The following is a 25,038-nucleotide window of genomic DNA, read 5'->3' on the forward strand; positions in this document are numbered from 1 at the left end:
CGCGCCGCCGTCCCTTTCCCAAGCGCCCCTGCCCATGCCGCCGGCCGGCGAGCCGCCGCTGTTCCACACCGAGTGGCTGGCCCTGGCCGATGGCCAGCGCATGCACATCGCCCATGCCGGCACGCCCGGTGGCCTGCCGGTGCTGCTGCTGCACGGCGGCCCGGGCACGGGGCAGTCGCCGGCGCTGCGGCGGCCGTTCGATGGGCGGCACTTCCACATCATTGCGCCTGACCAGCGCGGCTGCGGCCTCAGCACGCCACCGGGCGACACGGCCCGCAACACCCTGCCCGAGCTGCTGGCCGACCTGCGCGCGCTGCACCGCCACCTGGGCCGGCCACGCTGGCTGGTGGTGGGGGGCAGCTGGGGCGCCACGCTGGCGGTGGCGCATGCCGCCGACCTGCCCGAGGCCGTGGCCGGCCTGCTGCTGCGCGCCAGTTTCCTGGGCCGACCCGACGACATCGCGGCCTTCTTCGATCTCGCCAGCCTGCCGCCTCACCCCGCGGCCGGCCCTGTTGCCGGCGGCCCGACCGCCCAGGCCGCCTGGCAGGCGCTGGCCGATGCGGCCGGCACGGCCGAACCGCAGCACCTGCCCGCCGCTTTGAACCGCCTGTTCCAGCACGCCGCGCTGCCCGAGCAAAACCGCGCTGCCCTCGCCTGGCTGCATTGGGAAGCCCTGCGCGCCGGCCAGGGCCCGCAGCCGCTGCTGGAACCCGCCCAGTTGCCCGCGCTGCGCCAGCGCTACCGCGTCCAGGCCCACCATCTGGCCCGCGGCTGCGACCTGAGCCCCACGTTGCTGCAGCGCGCCGCCCGGGTGCCCGAGGTGCCCACGCTGCTGCTGCATGCCGACGACGATGCCATCTGCCCGCCGGCCGGCGCCCTGGCCCTGCAGCAAGCGCTGACGCGCCCGGGCCGGCCGCCGCCGCCACTGGCCTGGGCGCGTGGCGCGGGCCACGGCCCGCTGCATCCGGCCATGGCCGGGCTGCAGCGCATTGCGCTCGACCACTGGGCGCAGCACCAGGCCTGGCCCGACGTCTTGCCCTGCGCCGATGCGGCCGCAACATGACCCTGCGCCTGAAGATCAACCTCATCGTCGGCGCCCTGACCCTGCTGTTCGTGGCCACGATGATCGGGCTGGAGCTGCGCGCGGCACGCGACAGCGTCAACGAGGAAACAGCCGCCGCCACGCGGGTGGCCGCCCAGCTGCTGGACCGCACCGCCTGGCGTTATGCCGCCCAGGGCACTCCGGCGATGCTGAGCTTTCTGCAGGGCGTGGGCCGCGTGCGCAGCAACGACATCCTGCTGTACGACGCCGCCAACCGCGAGCTCTACCGCTCGCCGCCCTCGCCCTACAAGCCCGGCCGCGACGCGCCGGCCTGGTTCAGCCGCCTGATCAGCCCGCCGCCGACGATGCGCGCCTTCCAGTTTCCAGACGGCCGCATGGAAGTGCATGCCAATGCCTCGCGCGCCGTGCTCGATGCCTGGGACGAACTGGCCTGGATGGGCGGCGGTGCGCTGGCCCTGCTGGTGGTGGTGAACGGCCTGGTGGCCTGGGGCGTGGCCAGCGCGGTGCGGCCATTCGGGCAGATCGTGCAGGCGCTCGACAGCCTGCAGGGCGGCCGTCTGGATGTGGTGCTGCCGCCGCTGCCCGGCCAGGAGGCAGCCGCCATCGGCCAGGCCTTCAATCGCATGACGGCCCAGCTGCACCAGCACATCGAGACCGAGAAGCGCGCCGTGCTGGCCGAGCGCCAGCTGCAGGACCACCGAGCGCTCACCCGCTGGATGGAGCAGCACATCGAGGCCGAGCGCAAGCACATCGCCCGCGAGCTGCATGACGAGCTGGGCCAGAGCGTCACCGCGATGCGCAGCATGGCCTTGTCGATCGCGCAACGCAGCGCCACCGTCGACCCGGGCAGCGCCCAGGCGGCGCAGCTGATTGCCGACGAGGCCTCGCGCCTGTACGACGCCATGCACGGCATGATCCCGCGGCTGACGCCGCTGGTGCTCGACCGTTTCGGCCTGGCCGAGGCGCTGGCCGATCTGGCCGAACGCACGCGCCGCGCCCATCCCGCGCTGGCCCTGCAGCTCGAGCTGGCGCTGTCGGACCTGGCCATCGCCCCCGAGCCGGCCCTGGCCCTGTACCGCGCCGCACAAGAAGGCCTGACCAATGCGCTGCGCCATGGCCAGGCCAGCGCGGTGGTGGTGGCCCTGCAATCGGGCCCGGATGGCCTGACGCTGGAAGTGAGCGACAACGGCCTGGGCCTGCCGGCCGCACACCACGCGACAGGTGCCCAAACCCATGGCCATCACGGGCATCACGGTCACCACGGCCTGCACTGGCTGGCCGAGCGCGCGCAGGCGCTCGGCGGCACGCTGCAGTTGCAGCCTGGCGCCGTGCAGGGTGCGCGCCTGCGCATGCAGCTGCCGCCGCAGGCCAGCGCGGCCGCCCTGCCCGCGCCGGCCGCCGAGCGGCCGCCCACCCACCCGTCCATCCCCCTCCACCCAACCGCCCGCCGCATGACCCGCGTGATCCTCGTCGACGACCATGCGCTGGTGCGCATGGGTTTTCGCATGCTGCTGGCCGATGCGCAGATGCAGGTGCTGGCCGAGCTCGACAACGGCGACGGCCTGGTGCCGGCCTGGCAGAAGCACCAGCCCGACGTGGTGGTGCTCGATCTATCGATGCCGGGCATGGGCGGCCTCGAGGCCTTGCGCCGCCTGCTGGCGGTGGAGCCGCAGGCCCGCGTGCTGGTGCTGTCGGCGCACGAAGACACGGCCCATCCGCAGCGCGCATTGCGCGCCGGCGCACTGGGCTACCTGAGCAAGCGCGGTGCGCCCGAGGCTCTGATCGCGGCGGTACGCGCCGTGGCCGCCGGCCAGCCCTATGTGGACGCCGCCACGGCGCGCGTGCTGGCGCTGGCCCAGATCCGCGGCGACACCAGCCCGGCCCAGGCCCTGAGCGAGCGCGAGTTCTCGGTGTTCATCCAGCTGGCGCGCGGCCAGAACGTGGCGCAGATCGCCGAGGCGCTGAAGATCTCGGCCAGCACCGTGGGCACCCACCTCTACAAGGTCAAGCAGAAGCTGGGCGTGTCCAACCAGAGCGAGCTGACCCTGGTGGCGCTGCAGTGGGGCCTGCTGCAGGCCTGAGCATGGTGCCGGGCCGGGCAAGGTGCCAGGGGCAGACCCAGGCGCAACAAAAGAGCGCGAAAAAAAGTGCGCAACAACAGGGCACAACAAAAAGGCCCTGCACTTGCATGCAGGGCCTTGAATGATTTGCCGGGCCAGCGATCGATCTGAGTCGATGTTCTTGCTGGCGGAGACGGAGGGATTCGAACCCTCGATGCACGTTTTAGCGCGCATACTCCCTTAGCAGGGGAGCACCTTCGGCCACTCGGTCACGTCTCCGGCGAAGACCGTGACTGTAGCACAGCCATGGGTCGGTTCCCGGGCTGCGCAGCCCTGTCAAAACGCCGACAAGGCCGCGTCCGGCGGTGCAGTTCAGGCCGCCGGCGTCTCGGCCGCGTCCAGGCCGAAGGCACGGTGCAGCGCGCGCACGGCCAGCTCCATGTACTTCTCGGCGATCACCACCGAGGTCTTGATCTCGCTGGTGGTGATCATCTGGATGTTGATGCCGTCGTCGGACAGCGCCTTGAACATGGTGCTGGCCACGCCCACATGGCTCTTCATGCCGATGCCCACGATCGACACCTTGCAGATCTTGGCATCGCCGATCAGGTTCAACGCGCCGGTGGCCGGCTGCACGGTGTTCTTCAGCAGATCCATCGTGCGTGCATAGTCGTTGCGATGCACGGTGAAGCTGAAGTCGGTGCGGCCGTCGTGCGACACGTTCTGCACGATCACGTCCACATCGATGTTGGCCTCGGCCACGGCACCGAGGATCTGGTACGCGATGCCCGGCTTGTCGGGCACGCCCACCACGGTGATCTTGGCCTCGTCACGGTTGAACGCGATGCCCGACACGACGGCTTGTTCCATCTTCTCGTCTTCCTCGAAAGTGATCAGGGTGCCCGACTTCGCCTCTTCGTCGATGGCGATGTCCCAGGGCGTGAAGCTCGACAGCACGCGCAGCGGCACGCGGTACTTGCCGGCGAACTCGACCGAACGGATCTGCAGCACCTTGCTGCCCTGGCTGGCCAGTTCGAGCATTTCCTCGAAGCTGATCGTGGTCAGGCGCTGGGCCTCGGGCACCACGCGTGGATCGGTGGTGTAGACGCCGTCCACATCGGTGTAGATCAGGCATTCGTCGGCCTTCATCGCCGCCGCCACGGCCACCGCCGAGGTGTCACTGCCGCCACGGCCCAGCGTGGTGACATGGCCTTCGGGGTCCACGCCCTGGAAGCCGGTGATGATGACCACCTTGCCGGCGGCCAGATCGGCGCGCACGCGGGCGTCGTCGATCGACTCGATGCGCGCCTTGGTGAACACCGAATTGGTCTTGATCGGCACCTGCCAGCCGCCATAGCTCACGGCCGGCTGGCCTTCGGCCTGCAGCGCCAGCGCCAGCAGGCCCACCGACACCTGCTCGCCGGTGGCCGCAATGGCATCCAGCTCGCGCATCGCGGCGTCGTCCAGCGCGCCGGGCTGCAAATCCTTGGCCAGGCCGAGCAGGCGGTTGGTTTCACCGCTCATCGCGGACGGAACGACCACCATCTGGTGGCCGGCACGGGCCCATTTGGCCACGCGCTTGGCGACGTTGCGGATGCGCTCGGTGGAGCCCATCGATGTGCCGCCGTACTTGTGAACGATCAATGCCATGGTTGCTGCAAAGCCAGAGAGCAGGTGGGGCGCCATCGGTGCCCGATCCGCGCCACGCGGGCACGGGGCACCGGCGGCATGGCCCGCATGGCCAGCTGGCCCCACAGGCGGCGGATCGGGGCTGCGCGGCCCCGGTGCGCAACCCGCCATTCTATCTGCTGCGCTGCAACAGCCCGTTCAGCACGGGTCGGCGCGCCACTGCACGCGGCAGCGCAGCAGCGCCGGCCGGGCCAGCGCCCGGGCGTCCATGCCCAGGCCCGGCACATACAAAAGCGCGCCGGCGCCCCACAGCAGCGGCCCCTGCCGCTGGTCGGCCGGCACGCCGGCCGCCTGGTACTGCTTTTTCAGGCTGCGCGGCAAACCACCCGCGGTGCGCTGGAACTGCTCGCCCCCGGCGCGGGCGCGCAGACAGGCATGGCGCAGTTCGTCGGCCGGCACGCCCTGGGCATCTTGGCTCACCTCGAAGCGGCCGCGCCAGGCCGGCACCGGCCAGTGCCCCGGCTGCGACAGGTCGATCACCTGATCCCCGAGCGCCACGGGCTCCACGGCTGCCGTGGCGGCCGCGGCGGCCATCGCATGCCAGTGCAGCAGGCCGCGGTAGAGCCGCAGCTCGGCCCCACCACCAGCCGGCCAACGGCCAGTGGATCGGGTGGCACGCCCGGATGTGGACGATGCCGCGCCGGGCAGTTCAAGCAGCAGGCGTTGCAGCAGTGCTTCGGCCGCACCCTGGCCGGCCTGCCGGCCCAGCCAGACCCGCAGCGCATTGGCCTGCCGGGCGGCTGACAAGCTGCGCCAGGCGGCCACCTGCAGCGCAGTGCCTGCGGCTGCGTCGCTGGCCAGGGCGCAGGTGGCCAGATCCATCTGCGCCAGTTCGGCCAGCGCCGCATCGGCCTCGTGCGCACGGCGGGCCGACAAGGCCAGCGCCGCCTCGGCCTCGGGAAAGGCCGCGCTCAAGGCCGGCCAGACCCGGGCCCGCAGGCGATTGCGGGCCAGGTTCAGGTCGTTGTTGGACGGATCGTCCACCGGCCGCAGCCGGTGGCGCTGCACATAGGCCTCGATGGCCTGGCGCGGCTGGGCCAGCCAGGGCCGGGCCCACACCAGGCCATGGCGCAGCGCCGCCGGCGGCATGGCCGCCAGCCCGGCCGGGCCACCACCGCGCAAGGCCTGCAACAGCACCGTCTCGGCCTGGTCGCGCCGATGCTGGGCCAGCAGCAGCAAAGTGGCGCCGGCCTCGCCGGCCAGGCGCTGCAGCGCGGCATGTCGGCCGGCACGCGCCCAGGCCTCGATGCTCTGCCCCGGCGCCGGGGCACCTTGCAGGCGTGCCCAGCGCAGGCTCAGCGGCCAGCCCAGCGCCTGCCAGCGCCGGCAGCGCTGCTGCGCCTGGCGCAGCCAGGCATCGGCCTGCGGCAGCAAGCCATGGTGGATGTGCAGTGCCACCACCTGCAGCCCCAGCGCCGAGGCCACGCGGCAGGCACAGTGCAGCAACGCCAACGAGTCGCGCCCGCCGCTGTAGGCCACGGCCAGCACGCCAGGCGGGCTGCCGCGCCGGGTTGCGGGCACGGCACCGGCATCAGGCGGCGAAGTCGCAGGCCGGCGGGCCATGCGCTGCGCGGTCAGCGCTCCTTGGTGTCGCTGTAGCGGCCGTAGGCCTGCAGGCGGTCGTAGCGACGCTGCAGCAGCTCTTTGGTCTTGAGGTCGGACACCTGGCGCAGCGCCTCGGCCAGACCACGCTTGAGCTGCGAGGCCATCTGGCGCACATCGCGGTGCGCGCCGCCCACCGGCTCGCTGATCACCTTGTCGATCAGGCCCAGGGCCTTGAGCCGGTGCGCGGTGATGCCCAGGGCCTCGGCGGCATCGCTGGCGCGCTCGGAGGTCTTCCACAGGATGCTGGCGCAGCCTTCGGGCGAGATCACCGAGTACACCGCAAACTGCAACATCAGCAGCTGGTCGGCCACGCTGATGGCCAGCGCGCCGCCCGAGCCGCCTTCACCGATGATGGTGGTGACGATGGGCACCTCGAGCTGCGCCATCTCGAAGATGTTGCGGCCGATGGCCTCGCTCTGGCCACGCTCTTCGGCGCCGATGCCGGGGTAGGCGCCGGGGGTGTCGACGAAGGTGAACACCGGCAGGCCGAACTTCTCGGCCAGCTTCATCAGGCGCAGCGCCTTGCGGTAGCCCTCGGGGCGCGGCATGCCGAAGTTGCGCGCGGCGCGCTCCTTGGTGTCGCGGCCCTTCTGGTTGCCGATGACCATGCAGGCCTGGCCGTTGAAGCGCGCCAGGCCACCGACGATGGACAGGTCGTCGGCATAGTGGCGGTCGCCGTGCATCTCCTGGAAATCGGTGAACAGCTCGTTCACGTAGTCCAGCGTGTACGGGCGCTGCGGGTGGCGGGCAATCTGCGTCACCTGCCAGGGCGACAGGTTGCTGTAGATCTCCTTGGCGAGTTGCTGGCTCTTCTTGTCGAGCCGTTCAATCTCGTCGGAGATGTCAACCGCCGATTCAGACTGCACGTAGCGCAGTTCTTCGATCTTGGTCTCGAGTTCGGCGATCGGTTGCTCGAATTCGAGGAAGTGTCGTTTGCTCATCCGCGGGGTCGGGTGGGTGGATCAAACCGCCGTTGCGGTACAGGTCAGTAGTCTACCGGCAGCGGGTCGAGGCTGCGCCACAGGTACCAGGTGGCCACCGATCGGTACGGGGCCCAGGCCTCGCCCACCTCGCGCGCCTCGGCACGCGACACGGGCTCGCCACTGAAGTAGCTCAGCGAGATGCCCTTGATCAGGCCCACGTCGTCGAGCGGCATCACGTTGGGCCGCATCAGGTGGAAGATCAGGAACATCTCGGCCGTCCAGCGGCCGATGCCGCGAATGGCCACCAGTTCGTCGATGATGGCCTCGTCATCCATCTGCTGCCACTGCGCCACATGCACCTGGCCGGCGTCGAAGTGACGGGCCAGGTCGCACAGGTACTCGGCCTTGCGCGCCGACAGGCCGGCGCCGCGCAGCGCGGGAGTGTCGAGCGCCAGCACCGCGGTGGGCGAAAGCTGCGCCACCGGGCCGCCTGCCGCGGCCACGAAACGCTCCCACACCGATTGCGCGGCCTTCACCGAGATCTGCTGGCCGACGATGGACCGCGCCAGCGTGATGAAGGCATCGCCCCGGCTCTGCAGACGGGCCTCGCCAAACTGCGGGATCAGCTTCTTCATCACCCGGTCGCGCTTGGCCAGGTGGCGGCAGGCGTCGTCCCAGTAGGCCGGGGTAAAACCTTCGGGCGCGGCGGCCGAGGCCGCCGCTGGCGCGGCAGGGGTCTTGGGCACGTTCAGGTCCGCACCCAGGTGGTGCCCTGTGCCGAATCCTTGAGCACGATGCCCTCGGCCAGCAGCGCATCGCGGATGCGGTCGGCCTCGGCAAAGTTTCGGGCCGCCTTGGCCGCCGCACGCGCGGCGATGGCCGCCTCGATGCGTGCGCCTTGATCTTGCGCCGCCGGCGAGGCCCCGCCCTGCAGGTAGGCCTTGGGCGCCTGCTGCAAGATGCCCAGCACGCCGCCCAGGGCCCGCAGCAGCGCCGCCGCCTCGGGCGAACGGCTGCGGTTGACTTCACCGGCCAGCTCGAACAGCTGCGCCAGCGCCTGCGGCGTGTTGAAGTCTTCGTCCATCGCCGCACGAAAGGCCGCGGCCTGCGGCTGGGCCCAGTCGATGGCGATGTTCTCGGCGGGCAGGCTCACCGCATCGAGCGCGGTGTAAAGCCGGCGCAGCGCGGTGCGCGCCTCGTCCAGCAGGCCGTCGCTGAAGTTGAACGGGCTGCGGTAATGCGTGCGCAGCATGAAAAAGCGCAGCGTCTCGCCGTCGTAATTGGCCAGCACATCGCGGATGGTGAAGAAGTTGCCCAGGCTCTTGGACATCTTCTCGTTGTCGACATTCAGGAAGCCGTTGTGCATCCAGGCGTTGACATGCTGGTGGCCGAACGCGCCCTCGCTTTGCGCGATCTCGTTCTCGTGGTGCGGAAACTGCAGATCCATGCCGCCGCCGTGGATGTCAAAGCGCTCGCCCAGCAGCGCGCAGCTCATCGCCGAGCACTCGATGTGCCAGCCCGGCCGGCCCGGGCCATAGCCTTCGCCGTCGAACTTGGCGTCGGCCGGCTCCTCGGCCTTGGCGGCCTTCCACAGCACGAAATCCAGCGGATCGTGCTTGCCATCGTCGACCGCCACGCGCTCGCCGGCGCGCAGGTCGTCGAGGCTCTTGCCCGAGAGCTTGCCGTAGCCGTCGAAGCTGCGCACGGCGTAGTTCACATCGCCATTGCCGGCCCGGTAGGCCAGGCCCTTGCCCTCCAGCGTGCGGATCAGCGACAGCATCTGCGGCACGTACTCGGTGGCCCGCGGCTCGTGTGTGGGCGGCAGCACGCCCACCGCAGCGAAATCCTGGTGCATCGCGGCGGTCATCTCGTCGGTCAGCGCGCGGATGGTGATGCCGCGCTCCAGCGCGCGCCGGATGATCTTGTCGTCGATGTCGGTGATGTTGCGCACATAGGTCACCTGCAGGCCGCTGGCGCGCAGCCAGCGGTAGACCACATCAAACGCCATCATCATGCGCAGATGACCCATGTGGCACAGGTCATAGATGGTCATGCCGCACACGTACATGCTGGCATGGCCCGGCTGCAGGGGGGCGAAAGGCTCGAGCCGACGGCTCAGGGTGTTGTACAGGCGCAGGGACATCGGCCAGCGGGCGCAGGCGGGCCCTGAAAAAGGCACGCGCTGCGCTGCAAGAAAGGTGGTGGGAGACAGCTGCCGCGGCCTGGTTGCCCCGCCGGCACGCTGCCCGCGGCTGCGGCACCTGTTGCGCCGCTGGCACCACCCGGCCAGGGCGGTCGATACAATCAAATCAGTATAGCGGCGCTGCCCCGGCCCGCCACTGCTGCTTTGCCCGCGCCACCCGGCCGGCGCCCTGCCCCACCCGCATCTCCCCTCCCCCACGCGTGCCGCCTTCCGCCTTGCCCAAGTCAACCACCGCCGACGTCGCCGTGCCCAGCCGCAGCCGGTGGCCGCACCGTGCATGGTCCGTGGCTTGCGCTGCGCTGGCCATGCCCCTGCTGGCCGCACTGCTCAGCCCGGCCGCCCAGGCCACTGAAGGCCCGGCCGACGCCCGCGCCATCGAGCAGCAGTACCGCCATGGCGACCCGGCGCAGGCGCTGCAGCGCCTGAACACTGCGCTGGCGGCGCGCCCGGGCGATGCGGCGCTGCGCTTTCTGCAAGGCGTGCTGCTGGCCGAAGGCGGGCAGTCGAGCCAGGCCGCAGCCACCTTCGAGCGCCTGACCCAGGAGTTTCCTGACCTGCCCGAGCCGCACAACAACCTGGCCGTGCTGCACGCCGCAGCCGGCCGGCTGGACGCCGCGCGCGCCGCGCTCGAAACCGCCCTGCAGCTCGACCCCGCCTACCGCGCGGCCCACGAGAACCTGGGCGACGTGTACGTGCGCCTGGCCGCGCGTGCCTATGCCGCCGCGGCCGATGCCGCCCGCCCCGAACCCGCGCTGCAGCGCAAGCTGCAACTTGCCCGCGACCTGGCGCGCAGCCTGCCCGCTGCGGCCGGCCAGCCGCGCTGAACTGCCCCCCGTGACCCACCGCCACCGATGAAACGACTCACCCTTACCCTGAGCGCCGCCCTGTTGCTGGCCGCACCTGCCTGGGCCCAGAAGGTCCGCCTGAGCACCTCGATGGGCGACATCGTGCTGGAGCTCGATGCCGCGAAGGCGCCCAAGACCGTGGCCAACTTCGTGCAGTACACCAAGGCCGGCCACTACAGCGGCACCATCTTCCACCGCGTGATCGACGGCTTCATGGTCCAGGGCGGCGGCATGGCGCCCGACATGGGCGAGAAGTCCACCCGCCCGCCCATCCCGCTGGAGGCCGGCAACGGCCTGTCCAACCTGCGCGGCACGGTGGCCATGGCACGCACCGGCGTGCCCGATTCGGCCACCGCGCAGTTCTTCATCAACGTGGCCGACAACCAGCGCCTGGACAGCTACGGCGGCGGCTACGCGGTGTTCGGCAAGGTCGTCGAAGGCATGGATGTCGTCGACCGCATCCGGGCCGTTCCGGTGGGCAACAAGGGCGGCCACCAGAACGTGCCCAGCACCCCCATCCTGATCAAGCAAGCCACCATCCTCTCGGAGAAATGACATGACCAAGACCGTTGAAATGACCACCAGCGCAGGCACCGTGCGCATCGAACTCGACGACGTGAAGGCGCCGGCCACCGTGGCCAACTTCCTGGCCTACGTGAACGCCGGCCACTACGACGGCACCATCTTCCACCGCGTCATCAAGGGCTTCATGATCCAGGGCGGCGGCTTCGAGCCCGGCCTGAAGCAAAAGCCCACGCAGGAGCCGATCCAGAACGAGGCCAACAACGGCCTGAAGAACGACAAGTACACGCTGGCCATGGCGCGCACCAATGCGCCGCATTCGGCCAGCGCGCAGTTCTTCATCAACGCCACCCACAACGACTTCCTCAACTTCAAGAGCGAGTCGCCGCAGGGCTGGGGCTATGCCGTGTTCGGCAAGGTGGTGGGCGGCATCGAGGTGGTGGACGCCATCGAGAAGGTGGCCACCGGCCGCCAGGGCTTCCACGACGACGTGCCGAAGGAAGACGTGCTGATCCTCAAGGCCGTGGAAGTGACGGCCTGACATCGCAGGTGAGCGGCACCACGCCGGTGGCTCTGCCCGAGACCTGGCCGGTGTGGGCGGCCGATCCGGCCTGGACGGCCATCGATCTGCTGTCGGACGTGCACCTGCACGCCGACATGCCGCGCACCTTCGCGGCCTGGCGCGATCATCTGCTGCACACGCCGGCCCAGGCGGTGCTGATGCTGGGCGACCTGTTCGAGGTGTGGGTGGGCGACGACGCCCGCCACAGCGGCTTCGAGGCGCAATGCCTGGCCGTGCTGCAGCAGGCCAGCGCCCGGCGCGTGCTGGCTTTTCTGCCCGGCAACCGCGATTTTCTGGTGGGCGACGCCCTGCTGGCCGAAGCCGGCATGCAGCGCCTGGCTGACCCCACCGTGTTGCAGGCCTGGGGCCAGCGCTGGCTGCTGAGCCACGGCGACGCCTTGTGCCTGGCCGACACCGAGTACCAGCGCTTTCGCACCCTGGTGCGCGGCGCCAGCTGGCAGGCCGGCTTTCTGGGCCAGCCACTGGCCGAACGTCAGGCCCAGGCGCGTGCGATGCGCGACGCCAGTGCGGCGCGTCAGGCCAGCCAGACAGCCGCCGACTGGGGCGAGGTGGACCACCCCGCCGCCGCACAGTGGCTGGCAGCGGCCGATGCGACCGCCCTGATCCACGGCCACACCCACCGCCCGGGCCGCCATGCGCTGCCTGGCGGTGGCGTGCGCCATGTGCTGGGCGACTGGGACTTCGACCATGGCCCGGCCCCGCGCGCCCGCATCCTGCGGCTCACGCGCGACGGCCTGCACACCCTCGACCTGGGCGCATGAAGGCCTGGCTGGAGCGCTGGCGCGCGCACCGTGAGCAGCGTGCCCTGAACCGCCGCGCCGTGCCCGATGCGGTGTGGGACCTGACGCTGGCCCGCCTGCCCTTCCTGGCCCGCCGCCCGGCCGCCGACCTGGCCGAACTGCGACGGCTCACCAGCCTGTTTCTCGATGCCAAGGAGTTCACCGGCATCGCCGGTCTGGCCATCAGCGACGACATGGCCGTGTGCATTGCCGCCCAGGCCTGCCTGCCGGTGCTGCGCTTCGGCCTGGCGCCCTACGACAGTTTTGTGGGCATCGTGGTGCATGCCGACGAGGTGGTGGCGCCGCGCAGCCATGTCGACGAGGACGGCATCGTGCACGAGTACCACGAGGTGCTCACCGGCGAGGCCATGCAGGGCGGCCCGGTGATGCTGAGCTGGCGCGATGTGGCCGAATCGGGCGAGTCGGCCGACTGGGGCTACAACGTGGTGATCCACGAGTTCGCCCATGTGCTCGACATGGGCGATGGCGAGGCCGACGGCGTGCCGCCGCTTGGCAGCAGCGCCGAACGCGAGGCCTGGATCACCGTGATCGACGCCGCCTACGAGCAGTTCTGCGCGCAGGTGGAGACCGGGCAGGACACCCTGCTCGACCCCTATGGCGCCACGGGTGTGGACGAGTTCTTCGCCGTGGCGTCCGAGAGCTTTTTCGTCACGCCCAATGACATGCGCGCCGAGCACCCCGACTTGTACGGGCTGCTGGCGCGCTACTTCCGGCAAGACCCCGCCGCCTTCGGCGGGGTTTGACGCACAGGCTGCCGCGGCGCCGGCCTCAGACCGGCGCGGCCTCCGACTTGGTCTTGTCGCCCTTGTCGGTCTTCTTCAGCGGCTGGATGTCCAGCGTCACCTCGCCCTTGTCGTCGAGATCAACCGTCAGGCGGCCACCATCGACCAGGCGGCCGAACAGCAGTTCGTCGGCCAGGGCACGACGGATCAAGTCCTGGATCAGGCGCTGCATCGGGCGTGCGCCCATCAGCGGATCAAAGCCCTTGGCGCCCAGGTGCTTGCGCAGCGTGTCGGTGAAGGTGACGTCGACCTTCTTCTCGGCCAGCTGGCTTTCAAGCTGCAGCAGGAACTTGTCGACCACCCGCAGGATGATCTCTTCGTCCAGCGCGCGGAAGCTGACGATGGCGTCGAGCCGGTTGCGGAACTCGGGCGTGAACAGCCGCTTGATGTCACCCATCTCATCACCCAGCTCGCGCTTGGTGGTGAAACCGATGGTCGACTTGTTCATGGTCTCGGCGCCCGCGTTGGTGGTCATGATGATGATCACGTTGCGGAAGTCGGACTTGCGGCCGTTGTTGTCGGTCAGCGTGCCGTGGTCCATCACCTGCAGCAGCACGTTGAAGACGTCCGGGTGCGCCTTCTCGATCTCGTCGAGCAGCAGCACGCAGTGCGGCTTCTTGGTCACGGCCTCGGTCAGCAGACCGCCCTGGTCAAAGCCCACATAGCCCGGGGGCGCGCCGATCAGGCGGCTGACCGCATGGCGCTCCATGTACTCGGACATGTCGAAGCGGATCAGCTCGATGCCCAGGATGTAGGCCAGCTGCTTGGCCACCTCGGTCTTGCCCACGCCGGTGGGGCCGCTGAACAAGAAAGCGCCGATCGGCTTGTCGGGCTTGCCCAGGCCGGAGCGTGCCATCTTGATCGCGGCCGACAGGGCCTCGATCGACTTGTCCTGGCCGAACACCACGCTCTTGAGATCGCGCTCCAGGCTCTTGAGCTTGTCGCGGTCGTCACTCGACACGCTGGCCGGCGGGATGCGTGCGATCTTCGCGACGATCTCCTCGACCTCGTTGCGCGTGATGGTCTTCTTCTGCTTGCTCTTGGGCAGGATGCGCTGTGCGGCACCGGCCTCGTCGATCACGTCGATGGCCTTGTCCGGCAGGTGGCGGTCATTGATGTACTTGGCCGACAGCTCGGCTGCGGCCTGCAACGCGCCCAGCGCGTACTTGACGCTGTGGTGCTCCTCGAAACGGCTCTTCAGGCCCTTGAGGATCTCGACCGTCTGCTCGACCGAAGGCTCGACCACGTCCACCTTCTGGAAGCGCCGCGACAGCGCCGCATCCTTTTCGAAGATGCCACGGTACTCGGTGAAAGTGGTGGCGCCGATGCACTTCATCTGGCCGTTGCTGAGCGCGGGCTTGAGCAGGTTGCTGGCGTCCAGCGTGCCGCCCGAAGCGGCGCCGGCACCGATCAGCGTGTGGATCTCGTCGATGAACAGCACCGCGTGCGGGTTGTCCTTCAGCTGCTTGAGCACGCCCTTCAGGCGCTGCTCGAAGTCACCGCGGTACTTGGTGCCGGCCAGCAAGGCGCCCATGTCCAGCGAGTAAACATTGCTTTGCGCCAGCACGTCGGGCACGTCGCCCTGCGTGATGCGCCAGGCCAGACCCTCGGCAATGGCTGTCTTGCCCACACCGGCCTCGCCCACCAGCAGCGGGTTGTTCTTGCGCCGGCGGCACAGCACCTGGATCACGCGCTCAACCTCGGACTCGCGACCGATCAGCGGATCGATCTTGCCGTCGCGGGCCATCTGGTTCAGGTTCTGCGTGAACTGCTCCAGCGGCGAGCCCTTGCCACCGCCTTCAGCCGCCTCTTCCTTCTCGGCCTCCTGCCCCGGTTCGCTGGGCTTGGCCGGTTCGGGGGGCTCGCTCTTCTTGATGCCGTGGGCGATGTAGTTCACCACATCGAGGCGCGTCACCCCCTGCTGGTGCAGGTAGTACACGGCGTGCGAGTCCTTCTCGCCGAAGATCGCCACCAGCACGTTGGCGCCGGTGACTTCCTTCTTGCCCGAGCCGGTGCTCTGCACGTGCATGATCGCCCGCTGGATCACACGCTGGAAACCCAGCGTGGGCTGGGTGTCCACCTCTTCGGTGCCACCGACCGTGGGCGTGTTTTCCTTGATGAAGGTGGTCAGGCTCTTGCGCAGGTCGTCGAGATTGGCCGCGCAGGCCTTGAGCACATCGGCAGCCGACGGGTTGTCCAGCAGGGCGAGCAGCAGGTGCTCGACCGTGATGAACTCGTGGCGCTGCTGGCGCGCCTCAACGAACGCCATGTGCAGGCTGACTTCCAGTTCTTGCGCAATCATGCGGCCTCCATAATGCACTGCAGCGGATGCCCGGCGCGGCGCGCCGCGGCAAGCACGAGTTCAACCTTTGTGGCGGCAACGTCCTTGCTGAAGACGCCGCAGACCCCACGACCCTCGTGGTGGATCTTCAGCATGATCAGCGTGGCCGCTTCCAGTTCCAGCTTGAAGTATTGCTGCAAGACCATCACGACGAACTCCATCGGCGTGAAATCATCGTTGAGCAGCACCACCTGATACATCCGCGGCGGCTTGGTGCGCGCGGATTTCCGCTCTGCCACCACGGCGCCAGCATCGTCCCGCCGGGGGGTGATGGGGGGCTGAAGCGGTGGAATGGGCGGTTCGTCCTGGGGCATGAAATCATTCTACTGAGTCGCACGAAAGGCCGTCGTTCTGTCAGCCATGTTGCGCCAGATGGCGCGTTCGCAAGTCGCGAAAAGCGCCAGCCGGAGCCCGCTCATGCCAGACCGAGCAGATGCCGTGCCCGGCCATCAGCGTGCCCAATCCGGCCAAGCGCAACGGCACCGGCCATCGCCTAACCCGCACAGTTTGTGGGGAAAGTGCGATCACGCTTCGCCTAGGGCTCCCGCTAGACGGCTTTTTGCATCAATCCAGACAATCTCTTCACCCTCATGTTGTGGGTGTATTGAGGAGCGGTTGATGGCAACAGGCACGGTCAAGTGGTTCAACGACGCCAAGGGTTTTGGATTCATTGAGCCCGATACTGGCGGTTCAGACGTTTTTGCGCATTTTTCGGCCATCGAGATGGACGGGTTTCGCACGCTGAAGCAAGGCAGCAAGGTCAGTTTTGAACTGGTCGAGGGCCCGAAGGGCAATCTGGCGCGCAACATCCGCACGGTGGTGGCACAGGAAGTCACGGCCTGAGCGTCGCCGGGCGCACAGCAGCCCGTTTGGCTTGCTTTTGACACGGGCCCGCACGCGCGGGCCTTTGTCGCTTCTGGCGCCCACCTCGCTGCATCCGCCAGGCGTGAAAAAGCCCCCGTGCGCAGGGCGCTCACGGGGGCTTGACGTGGGGCGGGCTCCAGCAGCGGAGCCCTGCGCACGCTTACATGTGGTCGATCATGACCTGACCGAAGCCCGAGCACGACACCTGGGTGGCGCCGTCCATCAAGCGGGCGAAGTCATAGGTGACCTTCTTGCTGGCAATCGAGCGTTCCATCGACGCGATGATCAGGTCGGCCGCCTCGGTCCAGCCCATGTGGCGCAGCATCATTTCGGCCGACAGGATTTCCGAGCCCGGATTCACGTAATCCTTGCCGGCGTACTTGGGCGCGGTGCCGTGGGTGGCTTCGAACATGGCCACCGAATCCGACAGGTTGGCGCCCGGCGCAATGCCGATACCACCCACCTGGGCCGCCAGCGCGTCGGAGACATAGTCGCCGTTCAGGTTCAGCGTGGCGATCACCGAGTATTCGGCCGGGCGCAGCAGGATCTGTTGCAGGAACGCGTCGGCAATCGAATCCTTGACGATGATGTCCTTGCCCGTCTTGGGATTCTTGAACTTGCACCACGGGCCGCCGTCGATCAGCTCGGCACCGAACTCGCGCTGGGCCAGGCCGTACGACCAGTCACGGAAGCCACCTTCGGTGAACTTCATGATGTTGCCCTTGTGCACGATGGTCACGCTGGGCTTGTCGTTGTCGATGGCGTACTGGATGGCCTTGCGCACCAGGCGCTCGGTGCCTTCGCGGCTGACCGGCTTGATGCCGATGCCCGAGGTGTCGGGGAAACGGATCTTCTTGACGCCCATTTCCTCGATCAGGAACTTGATCAGCTTCTTGGCCTTGTCGGTCTCGGCCTCGTACTCGATGCCGGCGTAGATGTCTTCCGAGTTCTCGCGGAAGATGACCATGTTGGTCTTCTCGGGCTCCTTCACCGGGCTGGGCACGCCCTTGAAGTACTGGATCGGGCGCAGGCAGACGTACAGGTCGAGTTCCTGGCGCAGCGCCACGTTCAGGCTGCGGATGCCGCCGCCCACCGGGGTGGTCAGCGGGCCCTTGATCGAGACGACGTACTCGCGCACCACGTCCAGGGTTTCTTGCGGCAGCCAGACATCGGGGCCGTAGACCTTGGTCGACTTTTCACCGGCGAAGACTTCCATCCAGTGGATCTTGCGCTTGCCGCCGTAGCTCTTGGCGACTGCGGCATCCACCACCTTCAGCATCACCGGGGTGATGTCCATGCCGGTGCCATCACCCTCGATGTAAGGAATGATCGGCTGGTCAGGGACGTTCAGGGAGAAATCCGCATTGACCGTGATCTTCTGCCCGCCCTCGGGCACCTTGATGTGCTGGTACATGTGCTTGTGGCTCCGCGCGCTGCGCTCGGTTGAGAGAACGTCAAATTCTAGGACACCCGGGCTGTCAACCGACTGACTGCGGGATGCGTTACGTGCTGGCTGCCCCATCGAAGGGCGGCATTTTCAAACTTTCGAAAGGACTGAAAAATGAACAAGCTCCTGGCCGCCCTGATCGCCGCCGCTTTCGCCACCGCCGGTGCCTACGCTACCGAAGCCAAGAAGGAAGAGAAGAAGGCTGAGAAGCCCGCCGCCGCCGCTTCGGCTGCCAAGGCTGACAAGGCCGCTGCTCCCAAGGCTGAGAAGCCGGCTGCCGCCGCTTCGGCCAAGAAGTAATCTGGTGCCAGACCCGGTGGCCGGCAACGGCCACCGTCTGAAACCCTGAACGCCCGGTCTCGACCGGGCGTTTTTCATGGTGTGGCGTGACCGCACCCGATCAGCTCAGACACCAGGCGGCCACCTTCAGCCACAGGCCGTGGCCCAGCGCCCAGGCCGAGGCCAGCGCCAGCGAGGCACCGGCCAGCCGCACAGCCGCCGTGGGCGTCAGCCAGCGCAGCGCGCGGCCGCCCGACAGCCGCCACCACAGGGCCGGGCCCAGCACCAGGCCCAGCGCCGAGGCCATGGCAAACACGGCCATCACCATCGCGCCCTGCCAGGCGGTGTTGGCCAGCGCCGCCACCAGCAGTGCCGATTGCAGCAGGCCGCAGGGCCAGGCCACCCAGGCCAGGCCGGCGCCCAGGCGTTGCGCCGGCAAGCGCAGCACCTGCCAGGTGCCGCCACGGTGTGACACCGCCGCCGGCCCGCGTGCCGTGCCCAGGCGCTCCATCCAGGCTGGCTGCAGGCCCCGCCACAGCAGAAACAGGCCCAGGCCCAGTGCGGCCACATGCACCAGCGTCCACAAGGGCCGCAGCGCGGACACGGCCTGGCCCAGTGCCGCCAGGCTGCCGACACTGGCCGCCGCCACCGCACCGGCCGCCGCATAGGCCAGGGCCCGGCCGAGGTGAAACGGCAGCAAGCCGCGACCGACACCGCCCGCCGCCCCGCAGGCGGCACCACACATGGCCAGGCAGTGCGGCGTGCCGGCCAGGCCCATCAGCAGCGCGCTGAGCAGCAAGGCCTGGTTCATGCGGTGGCCAGCGGGCGGGACGCGGCGGGCCCTCGATCAACGCCGGCAGCGTGCGCAGCCACGGTGGCTAGATGATGCGCGAGAAGCGCTCGCGCACCTTGTCGGCGCGCAGGTGCTTGTCGAACACCATGGCCACCGCACGCACGAAGAACCAGCCGGTGGCGGTGACCTGCACCGCCCCGGGTTCCAGCGCCACCAGGCCCATCTCCTGCAACTCGGTGAGTTCGTCGAGTTCGGCGCGGAAGTACTCGCGCATCGAGATCAGGTGGGCCAGCTCGATCGACTCGAACTCCACCCGCCCCTGGCACATCAGGGCCATCACCACGGCGCGGCGCACCAGGTCGTCGCGGGTGAGCGCCAAGCCGCGCACGATCGGAAACTGGCCCTGGCGCACCGCGTCGTAGTACTCGTCCAGCGTCTTGGCGTTCTGGCTGTAGGTGGCGCCCATGCGGCCGATCGACGACACGCCCAGGCCGATCAGGTCGCAATCGGGCTGGGTGCTGTAGCCCTGGAAGTTGCGGTGCAGCCGGCCCTGCCGCTTGGCGGCCGCCAGTGCGTCGGTGGGCAGTGCGAAGTGGTCCATGCCGATGTAGGCGTAACCGTGGCCGATGAAGCCGGCAATCGCACCGCCCAGCATGGCCACGCGGTGCTCGGGCGGCGGCAACTGCTCGACCACGATGCGCCGCTGCGGCTTGAAGCGCTGCGGCAGGTGGGCGTACGAGTACAGCGCGATGCGGTCGGGGCGCAGTTCGGCGATCTGCGACACGGTGCGGGTGAAGGACTCGGGGGTCTGCTTGGGCAGGCCGTAGATCAGGTCGGCATTGATCGACTCGAAGCCGATCTCGCGCGCCGCGCGCATCAGCTCTCGCACCGATTCGAAGGGCTGCACCCGGTGCACCGCCTGCTGCACCGCGGCGTCGAAATCCTGCACACCGAAGCTCAGCCGGTTGAAACCGAGCGCCGCGAAGTGCCGCAGCCGCTCGGGCGAGGCGGTGCGTGGATCGACCTCGATCGACACCTCGGCGCCCGGCGCGATGCGAAAGTTCTCGCGCAGCATGGCCATCAGGCCGGTGAGTTCGTCGTCGCTCAGGAAGGTGGGGGTGCCGCCGCCCAGGTGCAGCTGCGACACCGCCTGGCCGCGGCCGAGCACGGCCACGTTCAGCGCCACCTCCTGGGCCAGCACCTCCAGGTACTCGGCCGCGCGCTCATGGTGCTTGGTGATGACCTTGTTGCAGGCGCAGTAGTAGCACACCGATTCGCAGAACGGGATGTGCAGGTACAGCGACAGCGGTGGCACCCCGCCCACGGTGGCGCCCGACGCGCGCTGCGCGAGCGCACCGACATAAGCCTCGGCACCAAAGGCCTCGACAAAGCGGTCGGCGGTGGGATAGGACGTGTAGCGTGGACCGGGGCGGTCCAGTCGGCGCAGCATGGCTTCGGTGAGCACAGGCACCTGGTCGATGGCGGATTGATCCATGATCCGCACTGTGCCCAAGCGCCCGAACCGGGCCTTGATCTGGCTCAAGTCGCGCTTTACGCCGGGGGAAAACAATGATCCCATGCTTGCGCCCGGTCAGACGACCCCAGGGCACAGACACTGGACCTTGCGCCAGAACAACCGCGGAGACGCATTGACAATGCCTGACATGAACGCCGCTGCCGACGCCAACCGGGTCCGCCCCGATGCCTTCAAGGTGGCCTGCTCCAGCTGCAACCTGCGTGAGCTGTGCTTGCCGGTGGGGCTGACGCGCGAAAACCTCGAGCGCCTTGACACCCTGGTGGCCACGCGCCGCACCGTTGAGCGGGGCGACATGCTGTTTCGGGCCGGCGACGAGTTCCAGTCGCTCTACGCGGTGCGCACCGGTTTTTTCAAGACCTGCGTGTCGTCGGAGGACGGGCGCGACCAGGTCACCGGCTTCCAGATGGCCGGCGAGTTGCTGGGGCTGGACGGCATCAGCACCGACAACCACACCTGCGATGCGGTGGCGCTGGAGGATTCGCAGGTCTGCGTGATCCCCTACCGCCAGCTCGAAGACCTGTCGCGCGAGTTCAACGAGCTGCAGCACCAGTTCCACAAGATCATGAGCCGCGAGATCGTGCGCGACCATGGTGTGATGCTGCTGCTGGGCAGCATGCGCGCCGAGGAACGTCTGGCGGCCTTCTTGCTGAACCTGACCCAGCGCCTGAAGGCGCGTGGCTTTTCGGCCTCGGCGCTGATCCTGCGCATGACGCGCGAAGAGATCGGCAGCTACCTGGGCCTGAAGCTCGAGACGGTGAGCCGCACCTTCAGCAAGTTCCAGGACGACGGCATTCTCGAGGTCAAGCAGCGGCAGATCCGCATCATCGACCAGGACATGCTGCAAAGCCTGGTCAACGGCGCCGCCTGCTGAGGCACTGCGGCCGGCTGCTCAGGCCGGCCAGCGCGGGCGGCCGGGGCCGGATTCGGCCTGGTTCAGCTCATCGGCCGTCTGGTGCAGCAGCTGCGTCAGCGCGCCTGCCGTGGCGATGACACCCCAGAACACGAAAAACGCCAGCGTGTAGACGCCCGCTGGTGCCAGCTCGACCGGGGCCCCGCCAAACCAGTGCAGCGTGGCCGGATCGACCAGCGCGAACACCAGCATCTCCAGCACGCCGGCCATCAGGAAGGCCGGCCACAGCACGGCCAGGGCCCGCAGGGTGAAGCGCCCGGTGGACATGGGCTTCTCTGGCGCGCGCTTCAGCGCGGCGCCGCGGTGGCGGCATGGTTGCGGGCCTGTACTGCCGGCATGTTGCCGGTGGGCTGCACCGGCGCCGTGCGCGCCGAGGGGGTCTCGACCAGCACCTCGTCGGCGCCGCGGTAGGCCACCACGGCGGTGAAGATGCTGGCCACCACCACGGCGGCGGGGCCGCCAAGCACCAGCCACACCATGCCGATGCGCCACCAGGGCGTGGGCGCGGTGCCTGCGGGGTGGCCTGGGTTCGATGCGTTCATGCTCGGTCTCCGGTGGCCGCGTCAGCGCGGCACGACAAAGGTGGATTTTTCGCTGAGGGCGGCACCGCTCGCGTCGGCACCGCGGCGGTCGGCCTCGATCAGGCCGATCTCGAAGTGGATCGGGTGGGCGCCCGGCCCGGCCTGTTGCGCGGCCTCGGCGGGCACCTGCACCGACACCGTGACCCAGCGCGCCTCGGCCGAGGCCAGGTGCAGCTCGGGCACGGCGCCCAGCGTGATGCCCGGCAGGCCCTGCACCGCCAGTCTCAGGCGTTGCGGCTGCTCGGTGGCGTTCATGATCTGCAAGCGGTAGACGTTCTCGATGCGGCCGTCCTCGACCATGCGGGCCAGCGTGGCGCGGTCGCGCACCACGTCCACGCGGAACGGGTGGCGCAGCGCCAGCGCCGCCAGCAGCGCCAGCACCACCAGCCCCAGGATGGCGGTGTAGACCAGCACCCGCGGGCGGAAGATGCGGCGCAGCTTCTGCCCGCGGCTCAGGTGCTGGGCCAGGCCATTCTGGGTGTCAAAGCGCACCAGGCCCTTGGCATAACCCATCTTGCCCATGACCTCGTCGCACACGTCCACGCAGGCGGCGCAGCCGATGCACTCGTACTGCAGGCCCTTGCGGATGTCGATGCCGGTGGGGCAGACCTGCACGCACAGGCCGCAGTCGACGCAGTCGCCCAGGCCCAGCTTGCGCGGATCGGCCTTCTTGCTGCGCGAGCCGCGTGGATCACCGCGCTCGCTGTCGTAGCTGATGATCAGCGTGTCCTTGTCGAACATCGCGCTCTGGAAGCGCGCGTAGGGGCACATGTACTTGCACACCTGCTCGCGCATGAAGCCGGCATTGCCATAGGTGGCAAAGCCGTAGAACAGCACCCAGAACCATTCCCAGGGCCCCAGGCCCAGCGTGGCCGCCGAGCCCAGCAGCGTGTGGATGGGGGTGAAGTAGCCGACGAAGGTGAAGCCGGTCCACAGCCCGATCACCACCCAGGCGATCTGCTTGGCGCTCTTGCGCCAGAGCTTGTTGAAGTTCCAGGGCCCGTCGTCGAGGCGCATGCGGGCGATGCGGTCACCCTCGATCTTGTGCTCCACCCACATGAAGATCTCGGTGTACACCGTCTGCGGGCAGGCATAGCCGCACCACAGGCGCCCGGCCACCGCGGTGAACAGGAACAGCGCATAGGCCGAGATGATCAGGATCGCCGTCAGGAAGATGAAGTCCTGCGGATAGAGCACCAGCGGCCCGATGTAGAAGCGCCGCGCGCCCAGATCGAACAGCACGAACTGGCGTGCGTTCCAGCTCAGCCAGGGCAGGCCGTAGAACAGCAGCTGGGTGAACCAGACCAGGCCCCAGCGCCAGCGCATGAACAGGCCGCTGACGGCGCGCGGGTAGATCTTGCGCTGCTTCTGGTACAGCGAGACCACCGCCGTGGAGCTGTCTTCGGCCAGCGTTGCGCCTGCGCTGGCCGTGGTGCCGGTGGTCTCGCTCATGGGCTGGCGTCAGGCCTTACTTGACCGCCACGGCGGTGCCTTGCGACAGGTTCCAGACATAGGCCGAGAGCACATGGATCTGCTCGGGCGTCAGCCGCTTGTCGAAGGCCGGCATCACATTGGTCTTGCCGGCGCCCACGATGTGCACGATGGCCTCCTCGCCCCAGCCATGCAGCCACACCTTGTCGCTGAGGTTGGGCGCGCCCAGGGCTTGGTTGCCCTTGCCGTCGCCGCCATGGCAGGCAGCGCAGGCCGCGTACTTGGCCTTGCCGAGCTGCGCCGCCACGTTGTTGTGCGGGCTGCCCGACAGGCTGAGCACATAGTTGGCGACGTTCTTGACGTCTTCGGGCGTGCCCACGGCGGCGGCCATCGGCGGCATCATGCCCTGGCGGCCGGCGGCAATGGTCTTGGCGATGTACTCGGGGCCGGTGCCGCCCAGCCAGTCGCTGTCGGCCAGGTTCGGGAACCCCTTGCTGCCACGTGCGTCAGAGCCGTGGCACTGGGCGCAGTTGTTGACGAACAGGCGCTCGCCAATGCCCAGGGCCTGCGCGTCCTTGGCCAGCTCGGCTGCCGGCATGGCCTTGAACTTGTCGTACACCGGCGCCATGGCGGCGTGGGCCTTCTGCTGCTCGGTTTCCCACTGGCCGGCACTGCTCCACTTGAAGGTGCCGGGGTTGGTGCCCAGGCCCGGGTAGAAGGTGAGGTAGGCCGCGGCAAAGACCACGGTGATCACGAACAGCCACATCCACCAGCGCGGCAGCGGGTTGTTCATCTCCTTGAGGTCTTCGTCCCAGATGTGCCCGGTGCTGTTGTCGTCGGCCATCGGCTTGCGCTTGCTGGCGATCACCAGCACCACAATGCAGAAGACCAGGGAGAGGATGGTGGCGACGGACACGAACACCGCCCAGCCCCCACTGATGAAGTCGCTCATTGCTTGGCTCCTTGAGAACGCTGCGCGGCGCCCGAGGGTTCATCGTCGATGAAGGGCAGCTGCGCCGCCGCATCAAAGGCCTCGCGGCGCCGGCCCTTCCAGGCCCAGACCACGATGCCCAGGAAGACGAGAAACGAGAACAGCGTCACCGCGCTGCGCAGAACGATCAGTTCCATGGTTTGCGTCCGGTGGATGTCACTTGCGGGCGGTGCCCATGACCTGCAGGTAGGCGATCAGCGCCTCCATCTCGGTCTTGCCCTTGACGTCGTCGGCCGACTTGGCGATCTCGTCGTCGGTGTAGGGCACGCCCACCACGCGCAGCGCCTTCATGCGCGGCGCCATGCCGGCGGCGTCGACCGTGGCCGCGCTCAGCCACGGGTAGGCCGGCATGTTCGACTCGGGCACCACGTCGCGCGGATTGACCAGGTGGATGCGGTGCCACTCGTCGCTGTACTTGCCGCCCACGCGGTGCAGGTCGGGCCCGGTGCGCTTGCTGCCCCACTGGAAGGGATGGTCGTAGACGAACTCGCCGGCCACCGAGTACGGGCCGTAGCGCAGCGTCTCGGCGCGGAACGGACGGATCATCTGCGAGTGGCAGTTGTAGCAGCCCTCGCGCAGATAGATGTCACGGCCGGCCAGCTGCAGCGCGGTGTAGGGCTTCAGGCCCTCCACCGGCTGGGTGGTCGAGCGCTGGAAGAACAGCGGCACGATCTCCACCAGCCCGCCCACCGCCACGGTGAGCAGGATCAGCACGATCATCAGGAAGTTGCTGGTCTCGATCTTCTCGTGACCACTGGGTGCATGGGTTGCCATGATCTTGTTCTCCTT

At 68.6% G+C, this 25,038-nt stretch carries 26 protein-coding genes and 1 tRNA gene; 10 read left to right on the forward strand and 17 right to left on the reverse strand.

From position 1 onward, the window contains the following. Positions 1 to 34: 34 nt before the first annotated feature. Together N4G63_RS08830 and N4G63_RS28310 are read left to right on the forward strand one after the other, a co-directional pair. Positions 35 to 1,063 (forward strand): alpha/beta fold hydrolase, encoded by a 1,029-nt coding sequence (locus N4G63_RS08830; protein WP_260787944.1) that lies wholly within the window; start codon positions 35 to 37, stop codon positions 1,061 to 1,063. Further along, positions 1,060 to 3,144: a response regulator gene (locus tag N4G63_RS28310; RefSeq protein WP_443112017.1), complete on the forward strand. Its 2,085-nt coding sequence runs from the start codon at positions 1,060 to 1,062 to the stop codon at positions 3,142 to 3,144. Before N4G63_RS08830 ends, N4G63_RS28310 begins: the two co-directional genes overlap by 4 nt. 164 nt (positions 3,145 to 3,308) lie before the next feature. Here N4G63_RS28310 and N4G63_RS08845 read toward each other — a convergent pair. The 6 genes from N4G63_RS08845 to cysS form a co-directional block, all read right to left on the reverse strand. Beyond that, positions 3,309 to 3,402, reverse strand: a tRNA-Ser gene (locus N4G63_RS08845). 93 nt (positions 3,403 to 3,495) lie between these two features. Beyond that, entirely contained in the window at positions 3,496 to 4,773 is a 1,278-nt protein-coding gene (locus tag N4G63_RS08850; protein ID WP_314599590.1) for an aspartate kinase, read from the reverse strand. A gap of 177 nt (positions 4,774 to 4,950) precedes the next feature. Next, positions 4,951 to 6,333, reverse strand: a complete 1,383-nt coding sequence (gene tilS, locus N4G63_RS08855) for a tRNA lysidine(34) synthetase TilS (protein ID WP_260787946.1) — start codon at positions 6,331 to 6,333, stop codon at positions 4,951 to 4,953. 53 nt (positions 6,334 to 6,386) lie between these two features. Continuing rightward, a complete protein-coding gene (locus N4G63_RS08860; protein WP_260787947.1) occupies positions 6,387 to 7,358 on the reverse strand; it encodes an acetyl-CoA carboxylase carboxyltransferase subunit alpha in 972 nt (323 codons plus the stop codon). 44 nt (positions 7,359 to 7,402) lie between these two features. After that, entirely contained in the window at positions 7,403 to 8,086 is a 684-nt protein-coding gene (locus N4G63_RS08865) for a DNA-3-methyladenine glycosylase family protein (protein ID WP_260787948.1), read from the reverse strand. A 2-nt stretch (positions 8,087 to 8,088) separates the two neighbouring features. Continuing rightward, complete coding sequence (gene cysS / locus N4G63_RS08870; protein WP_260787949.1) at positions 8,089 to 9,483, reverse strand: cysteine--tRNA ligase; 1,395 nt, start codon at positions 9,481 to 9,483, stop codon at positions 8,089 to 8,091. Positions 9,484 to 9,848: 365 nt separating this feature from the next. Here cysS and N4G63_RS08875 point away from each other — a divergent pair, with 365 nt between their 5' ends. From N4G63_RS08875 to N4G63_RS08895, 5 genes are read left to right on the forward strand one after another with little or no spacing between them, the layout of a single operon-like run. Beyond that, a complete protein-coding gene (locus tag N4G63_RS08875) occupies positions 9,849 to 10,367 on the forward strand; it encodes a tetratricopeptide repeat protein (protein ID WP_260787950.1) in 519 nt (172 codons plus the stop codon). A gap of 27 nt (positions 10,368 to 10,394) precedes the next feature. Beyond that, positions 10,395 to 10,943 carry a peptidylprolyl isomerase gene (locus tag N4G63_RS08880; protein ID WP_260787951.1) on the forward strand — a complete coding sequence of 183 codons (549 nt, stop codon included), beginning with the start codon at positions 10,395 to 10,397 and terminating at the stop codon, positions 10,941 to 10,943. A gap of 1 nt (position 10,944) precedes the next feature. Beyond that, positions 10,945 to 11,451: a peptidylprolyl isomerase gene (locus tag N4G63_RS08885; protein ID WP_260787952.1), complete on the forward strand. Its 507-nt coding sequence runs from the start codon at positions 10,945 to 10,947 to the stop codon at positions 11,449 to 11,451. Positions 11,452 to 11,459: 8 nt separating this feature from the next. Further along, positions 11,460 to 12,254, forward strand: a complete 795-nt coding sequence (locus tag N4G63_RS08890; RefSeq protein WP_260787953.1) for a UDP-2,3-diacylglucosamine diphosphatase — start codon at positions 11,460 to 11,462, stop codon at positions 12,252 to 12,254. After that, positions 12,251 to 13,036, forward strand: coding sequence for a M90 family metallopeptidase (locus N4G63_RS08895; protein ID WP_260787954.1), 786 nt, complete (start codon positions 12,251 to 12,253; stop codon positions 13,034 to 13,036). Before N4G63_RS08890 ends, N4G63_RS08895 begins: the two co-directional genes overlap by 4 nt. A 25-nt stretch (positions 13,037 to 13,061) precedes the next feature. Here the strand turns inward: N4G63_RS08895 and clpA are convergent, their stop codons facing one another. Both clpA and clpS read right to left on the reverse strand, forming a co-directional pair. Then, complete coding sequence (clpA, locus tag N4G63_RS08900) at positions 13,062 to 15,377, reverse strand: ATP-dependent Clp protease ATP-binding subunit ClpA (RefSeq protein ID WP_260787955.1); 2,316 nt, start codon at positions 15,375 to 15,377, stop codon at positions 13,062 to 13,064. Next, the gene (gene clpS / locus N4G63_RS08905; RefSeq protein ID WP_260787956.1) at positions 15,374 to 15,730 is read right to left on the reverse strand and encodes an ATP-dependent Clp protease adapter ClpS; all 357 of its coding nucleotides are present in this window, start codon (positions 15,728 to 15,730) and stop codon (positions 15,374 to 15,376) included. Before clpS ends, clpA begins: the two co-directional genes overlap by 4 nt. Positions 15,731 to 16,034: 304 nt before the next feature. Here clpS and N4G63_RS08910 point away from each other — a divergent pair, with 304 nt between their 5' ends. Next, positions 16,035 to 16,259: a cold-shock protein gene (locus N4G63_RS08910; protein WP_260787957.1), complete on the forward strand. Its 225-nt coding sequence runs from the start codon at positions 16,035 to 16,037 to the stop codon at positions 16,257 to 16,259. A 181-nt stretch (positions 16,260 to 16,440) separates the two neighbouring features. Here the strand turns inward: N4G63_RS08910 and icd are convergent, their stop codons facing one another. Continuing rightward, positions 16,441 to 17,694, reverse strand: a complete 1,254-nt coding sequence (icd, locus tag N4G63_RS08915) for an NADP-dependent isocitrate dehydrogenase (RefSeq protein WP_260787958.1) — start codon at positions 17,692 to 17,694, stop codon at positions 16,441 to 16,443. 147 nt (positions 17,695 to 17,841) lie between these two features. On the opposite strand from icd, the gene N4G63_RS08920 reads away from it, so the two are divergent. Then, the gene (locus N4G63_RS08920) at positions 17,842 to 18,027 is read left to right on the forward strand and encodes a hypothetical protein (protein ID WP_260787959.1); all 186 of its coding nucleotides are present in this window, start codon (positions 17,842 to 17,844) and stop codon (positions 18,025 to 18,027) included. Positions 18,028 to 18,127: 100 nt separating this feature from the next. Here N4G63_RS08920 and N4G63_RS08925 read toward each other — a convergent pair whose 3' ends face one another. Both N4G63_RS08925 and hemN read right to left on the reverse strand, forming a co-directional pair. Continuing rightward, complete coding sequence (locus N4G63_RS08925) at positions 18,128 to 18,817, reverse strand: sulfite exporter TauE/SafE family protein (protein ID WP_260787960.1); 690 nt, start codon at positions 18,815 to 18,817, stop codon at positions 18,128 to 18,130. 67 nt (positions 18,818 to 18,884) lie between these two features. Then, positions 18,885 to 20,294 (reverse strand): oxygen-independent coproporphyrinogen III oxidase, encoded by a 1,410-nt coding sequence (hemN, locus tag N4G63_RS08930; RefSeq protein WP_314599591.1) that lies wholly within the window; start codon positions 20,292 to 20,294, stop codon positions 18,885 to 18,887. A gap of 169 nt (positions 20,295 to 20,463) precedes the next feature. Between hemN and fnr the strand changes: the two genes are divergently transcribed. Then, positions 20,464 to 21,207 (forward strand): fumarate/nitrate reduction transcriptional regulator Fnr, encoded by a 744-nt coding sequence (gene fnr / locus N4G63_RS08935; RefSeq protein ID WP_314599592.1) that lies wholly within the window; start codon positions 20,464 to 20,466, stop codon positions 21,205 to 21,207. A gap of 18 nt (positions 21,208 to 21,225) precedes the next feature. On the opposite strand, the gene N4G63_RS08940 is transcribed toward fnr, so the two are convergent. The 6 genes from N4G63_RS08940 to ccoO are packed head-to-tail and all read right to left on the reverse strand — an operon-like array spanning position 21,226 to position 25,023. Further along, positions 21,226 to 21,513: a hypothetical protein gene (locus tag N4G63_RS08940; protein WP_260787963.1), complete on the reverse strand. Its 288-nt coding sequence runs from the start codon at positions 21,511 to 21,513 to the stop codon at positions 21,226 to 21,228. A 20-nt stretch (positions 21,514 to 21,533) separates the two neighbouring features. Continuing rightward, on the reverse strand, positions 21,534 to 21,788 hold the full coding sequence (locus tag N4G63_RS08945; RefSeq protein WP_260787964.1) for a hypothetical protein: 255 nt from the start codon (positions 21,786 to 21,788) through the stop codon (positions 21,534 to 21,536). 21 nt (positions 21,789 to 21,809) lie between these two features. Further along, positions 21,810 to 23,279: a cytochrome c oxidase accessory protein CcoG gene (ccoG, locus tag N4G63_RS08950; RefSeq protein WP_314599593.1), complete on the reverse strand. Its 1,470-nt coding sequence runs from the start codon at positions 23,277 to 23,279 to the stop codon at positions 21,810 to 21,812. 16 nt (positions 23,280 to 23,295) lie between these two features. Beyond that, positions 23,296 to 24,210: a cytochrome-c oxidase, cbb3-type subunit III gene (ccoP, locus tag N4G63_RS08955; RefSeq protein WP_314599594.1), complete on the reverse strand. Its 915-nt coding sequence runs from the start codon at positions 24,208 to 24,210 to the stop codon at positions 23,296 to 23,298. Next, positions 24,207 to 24,386, reverse strand: a complete 180-nt coding sequence (locus N4G63_RS08960; RefSeq protein ID WP_260787966.1) for a cbb3-type cytochrome oxidase subunit 3 — start codon at positions 24,384 to 24,386, stop codon at positions 24,207 to 24,209. Before N4G63_RS08960 ends, ccoP begins: the two co-directional genes overlap by 4 nt. Before the next feature lie 19 nt (positions 24,387 to 24,405). Next, positions 24,406 to 25,023, reverse strand: coding sequence for a cytochrome-c oxidase, cbb3-type subunit II (gene ccoO / locus N4G63_RS08965; protein ID WP_260787967.1), 618 nt, complete (start codon positions 25,021 to 25,023; stop codon positions 24,406 to 24,408). Positions 25,024 to 25,038 lie beyond the last annotated feature (15 nt).

The organism is Aquabacterium sp. OR-4, from assembly GCF_025290835.2.
In the GTDB taxonomy this organism is placed as follows: Bacteria; Pseudomonadota; Gammaproteobacteria; order Burkholderiales; family Burkholderiaceae_C; genus Pseudaquabacterium.

Coding starts and splice junctions, on each gene's coding strand:
- N4G63_RS08830 (WP_260787944.1), top strand. CDS start 35: ATGCCGCCGGCCGGCGAGCCGCCGCTGTTCCACACCGAGTGGCTGGCC.
- N4G63_RS28310 (WP_443112017.1), top strand. CDS start 1,060: ATGACCCTGCGCCTGAAGATCAACCTCATCGTCGGCGCCCTGACCCTG.
- N4G63_RS08850 (WP_314599590.1), bottom strand. CDS start 4,773: ATGGCATTGATCGTTCACAAGTACGGCGGCACATCGATGGGCTCCACC.
- N4G63_RS08860 (WP_260787947.1), bottom strand. CDS start 7,358: ATGAGCAAACGACACTTCCTCGAATTCGAGCAACCGATCGCCGAACTC.
- cysS (WP_260787949.1), bottom strand. CDS start 9,483: ATGTCCCTGCGCCTGTACAACACCCTGAGCCGTCGGCTCGAGCCTTTC.
- N4G63_RS08875 (WP_260787950.1), top strand. CDS start 9,849: ATGCCCCTGCTGGCCGCACTGCTCAGCCCGGCCGCCCAGGCCACTGAA.
- N4G63_RS08880 (WP_260787951.1), top strand. CDS start 10,395: ATGAAACGACTCACCCTTACCCTGAGCGCCGCCCTGTTGCTGGCCGCA.
- N4G63_RS08885 (WP_260787952.1), top strand. CDS start 10,945: ATGACCAAGACCGTTGAAATGACCACCAGCGCAGGCACCGTGCGCATC.
- N4G63_RS08895 (WP_260787954.1), top strand. CDS start 12,251: ATGAAGGCCTGGCTGGAGCGCTGGCGCGCGCACCGTGAGCAGCGTGCC.
- clpA (WP_260787955.1), bottom strand. CDS start 15,377: ATGATTGCGCAAGAACTGGAAGTCAGCCTGCACATGGCGTTCGTTGAG.
- clpS (WP_260787956.1), bottom strand. CDS start 15,730: ATGCCCCAGGACGAACCGCCCATTCCACCGCTTCAGCCCCCCATCACC.
- N4G63_RS08910 (WP_260787957.1), top strand. CDS start 16,035: ATGGCAACAGGCACGGTCAAGTGGTTCAACGACGCCAAGGGTTTTGGA.
- icd (WP_260787958.1), bottom strand. CDS start 17,694: ATGTACCAGCACATCAAGGTGCCCGAGGGCGGGCAGAAGATCACGGTC.
- N4G63_RS08920 (WP_260787959.1), top strand. CDS start 17,842: ATGAACAAGCTCCTGGCCGCCCTGATCGCCGCCGCTTTCGCCACCGCC.
- N4G63_RS08925 (WP_260787960.1), bottom strand. CDS start 18,817: ATGAACCAGGCCTTGCTGCTCAGCGCGCTGCTGATGGGCCTGGCCGGC.
- hemN (WP_314599591.1), bottom strand. CDS start 20,294: ATGGATCAATCCGCCATCGACCAGGTGCCTGTGCTCACCGAAGCCATG.
- fnr (WP_314599592.1), top strand. CDS start 20,464: ATGAACGCCGCTGCCGACGCCAACCGGGTCCGCCCCGATGCCTTCAAG.
- N4G63_RS08940 (WP_260787963.1), bottom strand. CDS start 21,513: ATGTCCACCGGGCGCTTCACCCTGCGGGCCCTGGCCGTGCTGTGGCCG.
- N4G63_RS08945 (WP_260787964.1), bottom strand. CDS start 21,788: ATGAACGCATCGAACCCAGGCCACCCCGCAGGCACCGCGCCCACGCCC.
- ccoG (WP_314599593.1), bottom strand. CDS start 23,279: ATGAGCGAGACCACCGGCACCACGGCCAGCGCAGGCGCAACGCTGGCC.
- ccoP (WP_314599594.1), bottom strand. CDS start 24,210: ATGAGCGACTTCATCAGTGGGGGCTGGGCGGTGTTCGTGTCCGTCGCC.
- N4G63_RS08960 (WP_260787966.1), bottom strand. CDS start 24,386: ATGGAACTGATCGTTCTGCGCAGCGCGGTGACGCTGTTCTCGTTTCTC.
- ccoO (WP_260787967.1), bottom strand. CDS start 25,023: ATGGCAACCCATGCACCCAGTGGTCACGAGAAGATCGAGACCAGCAAC.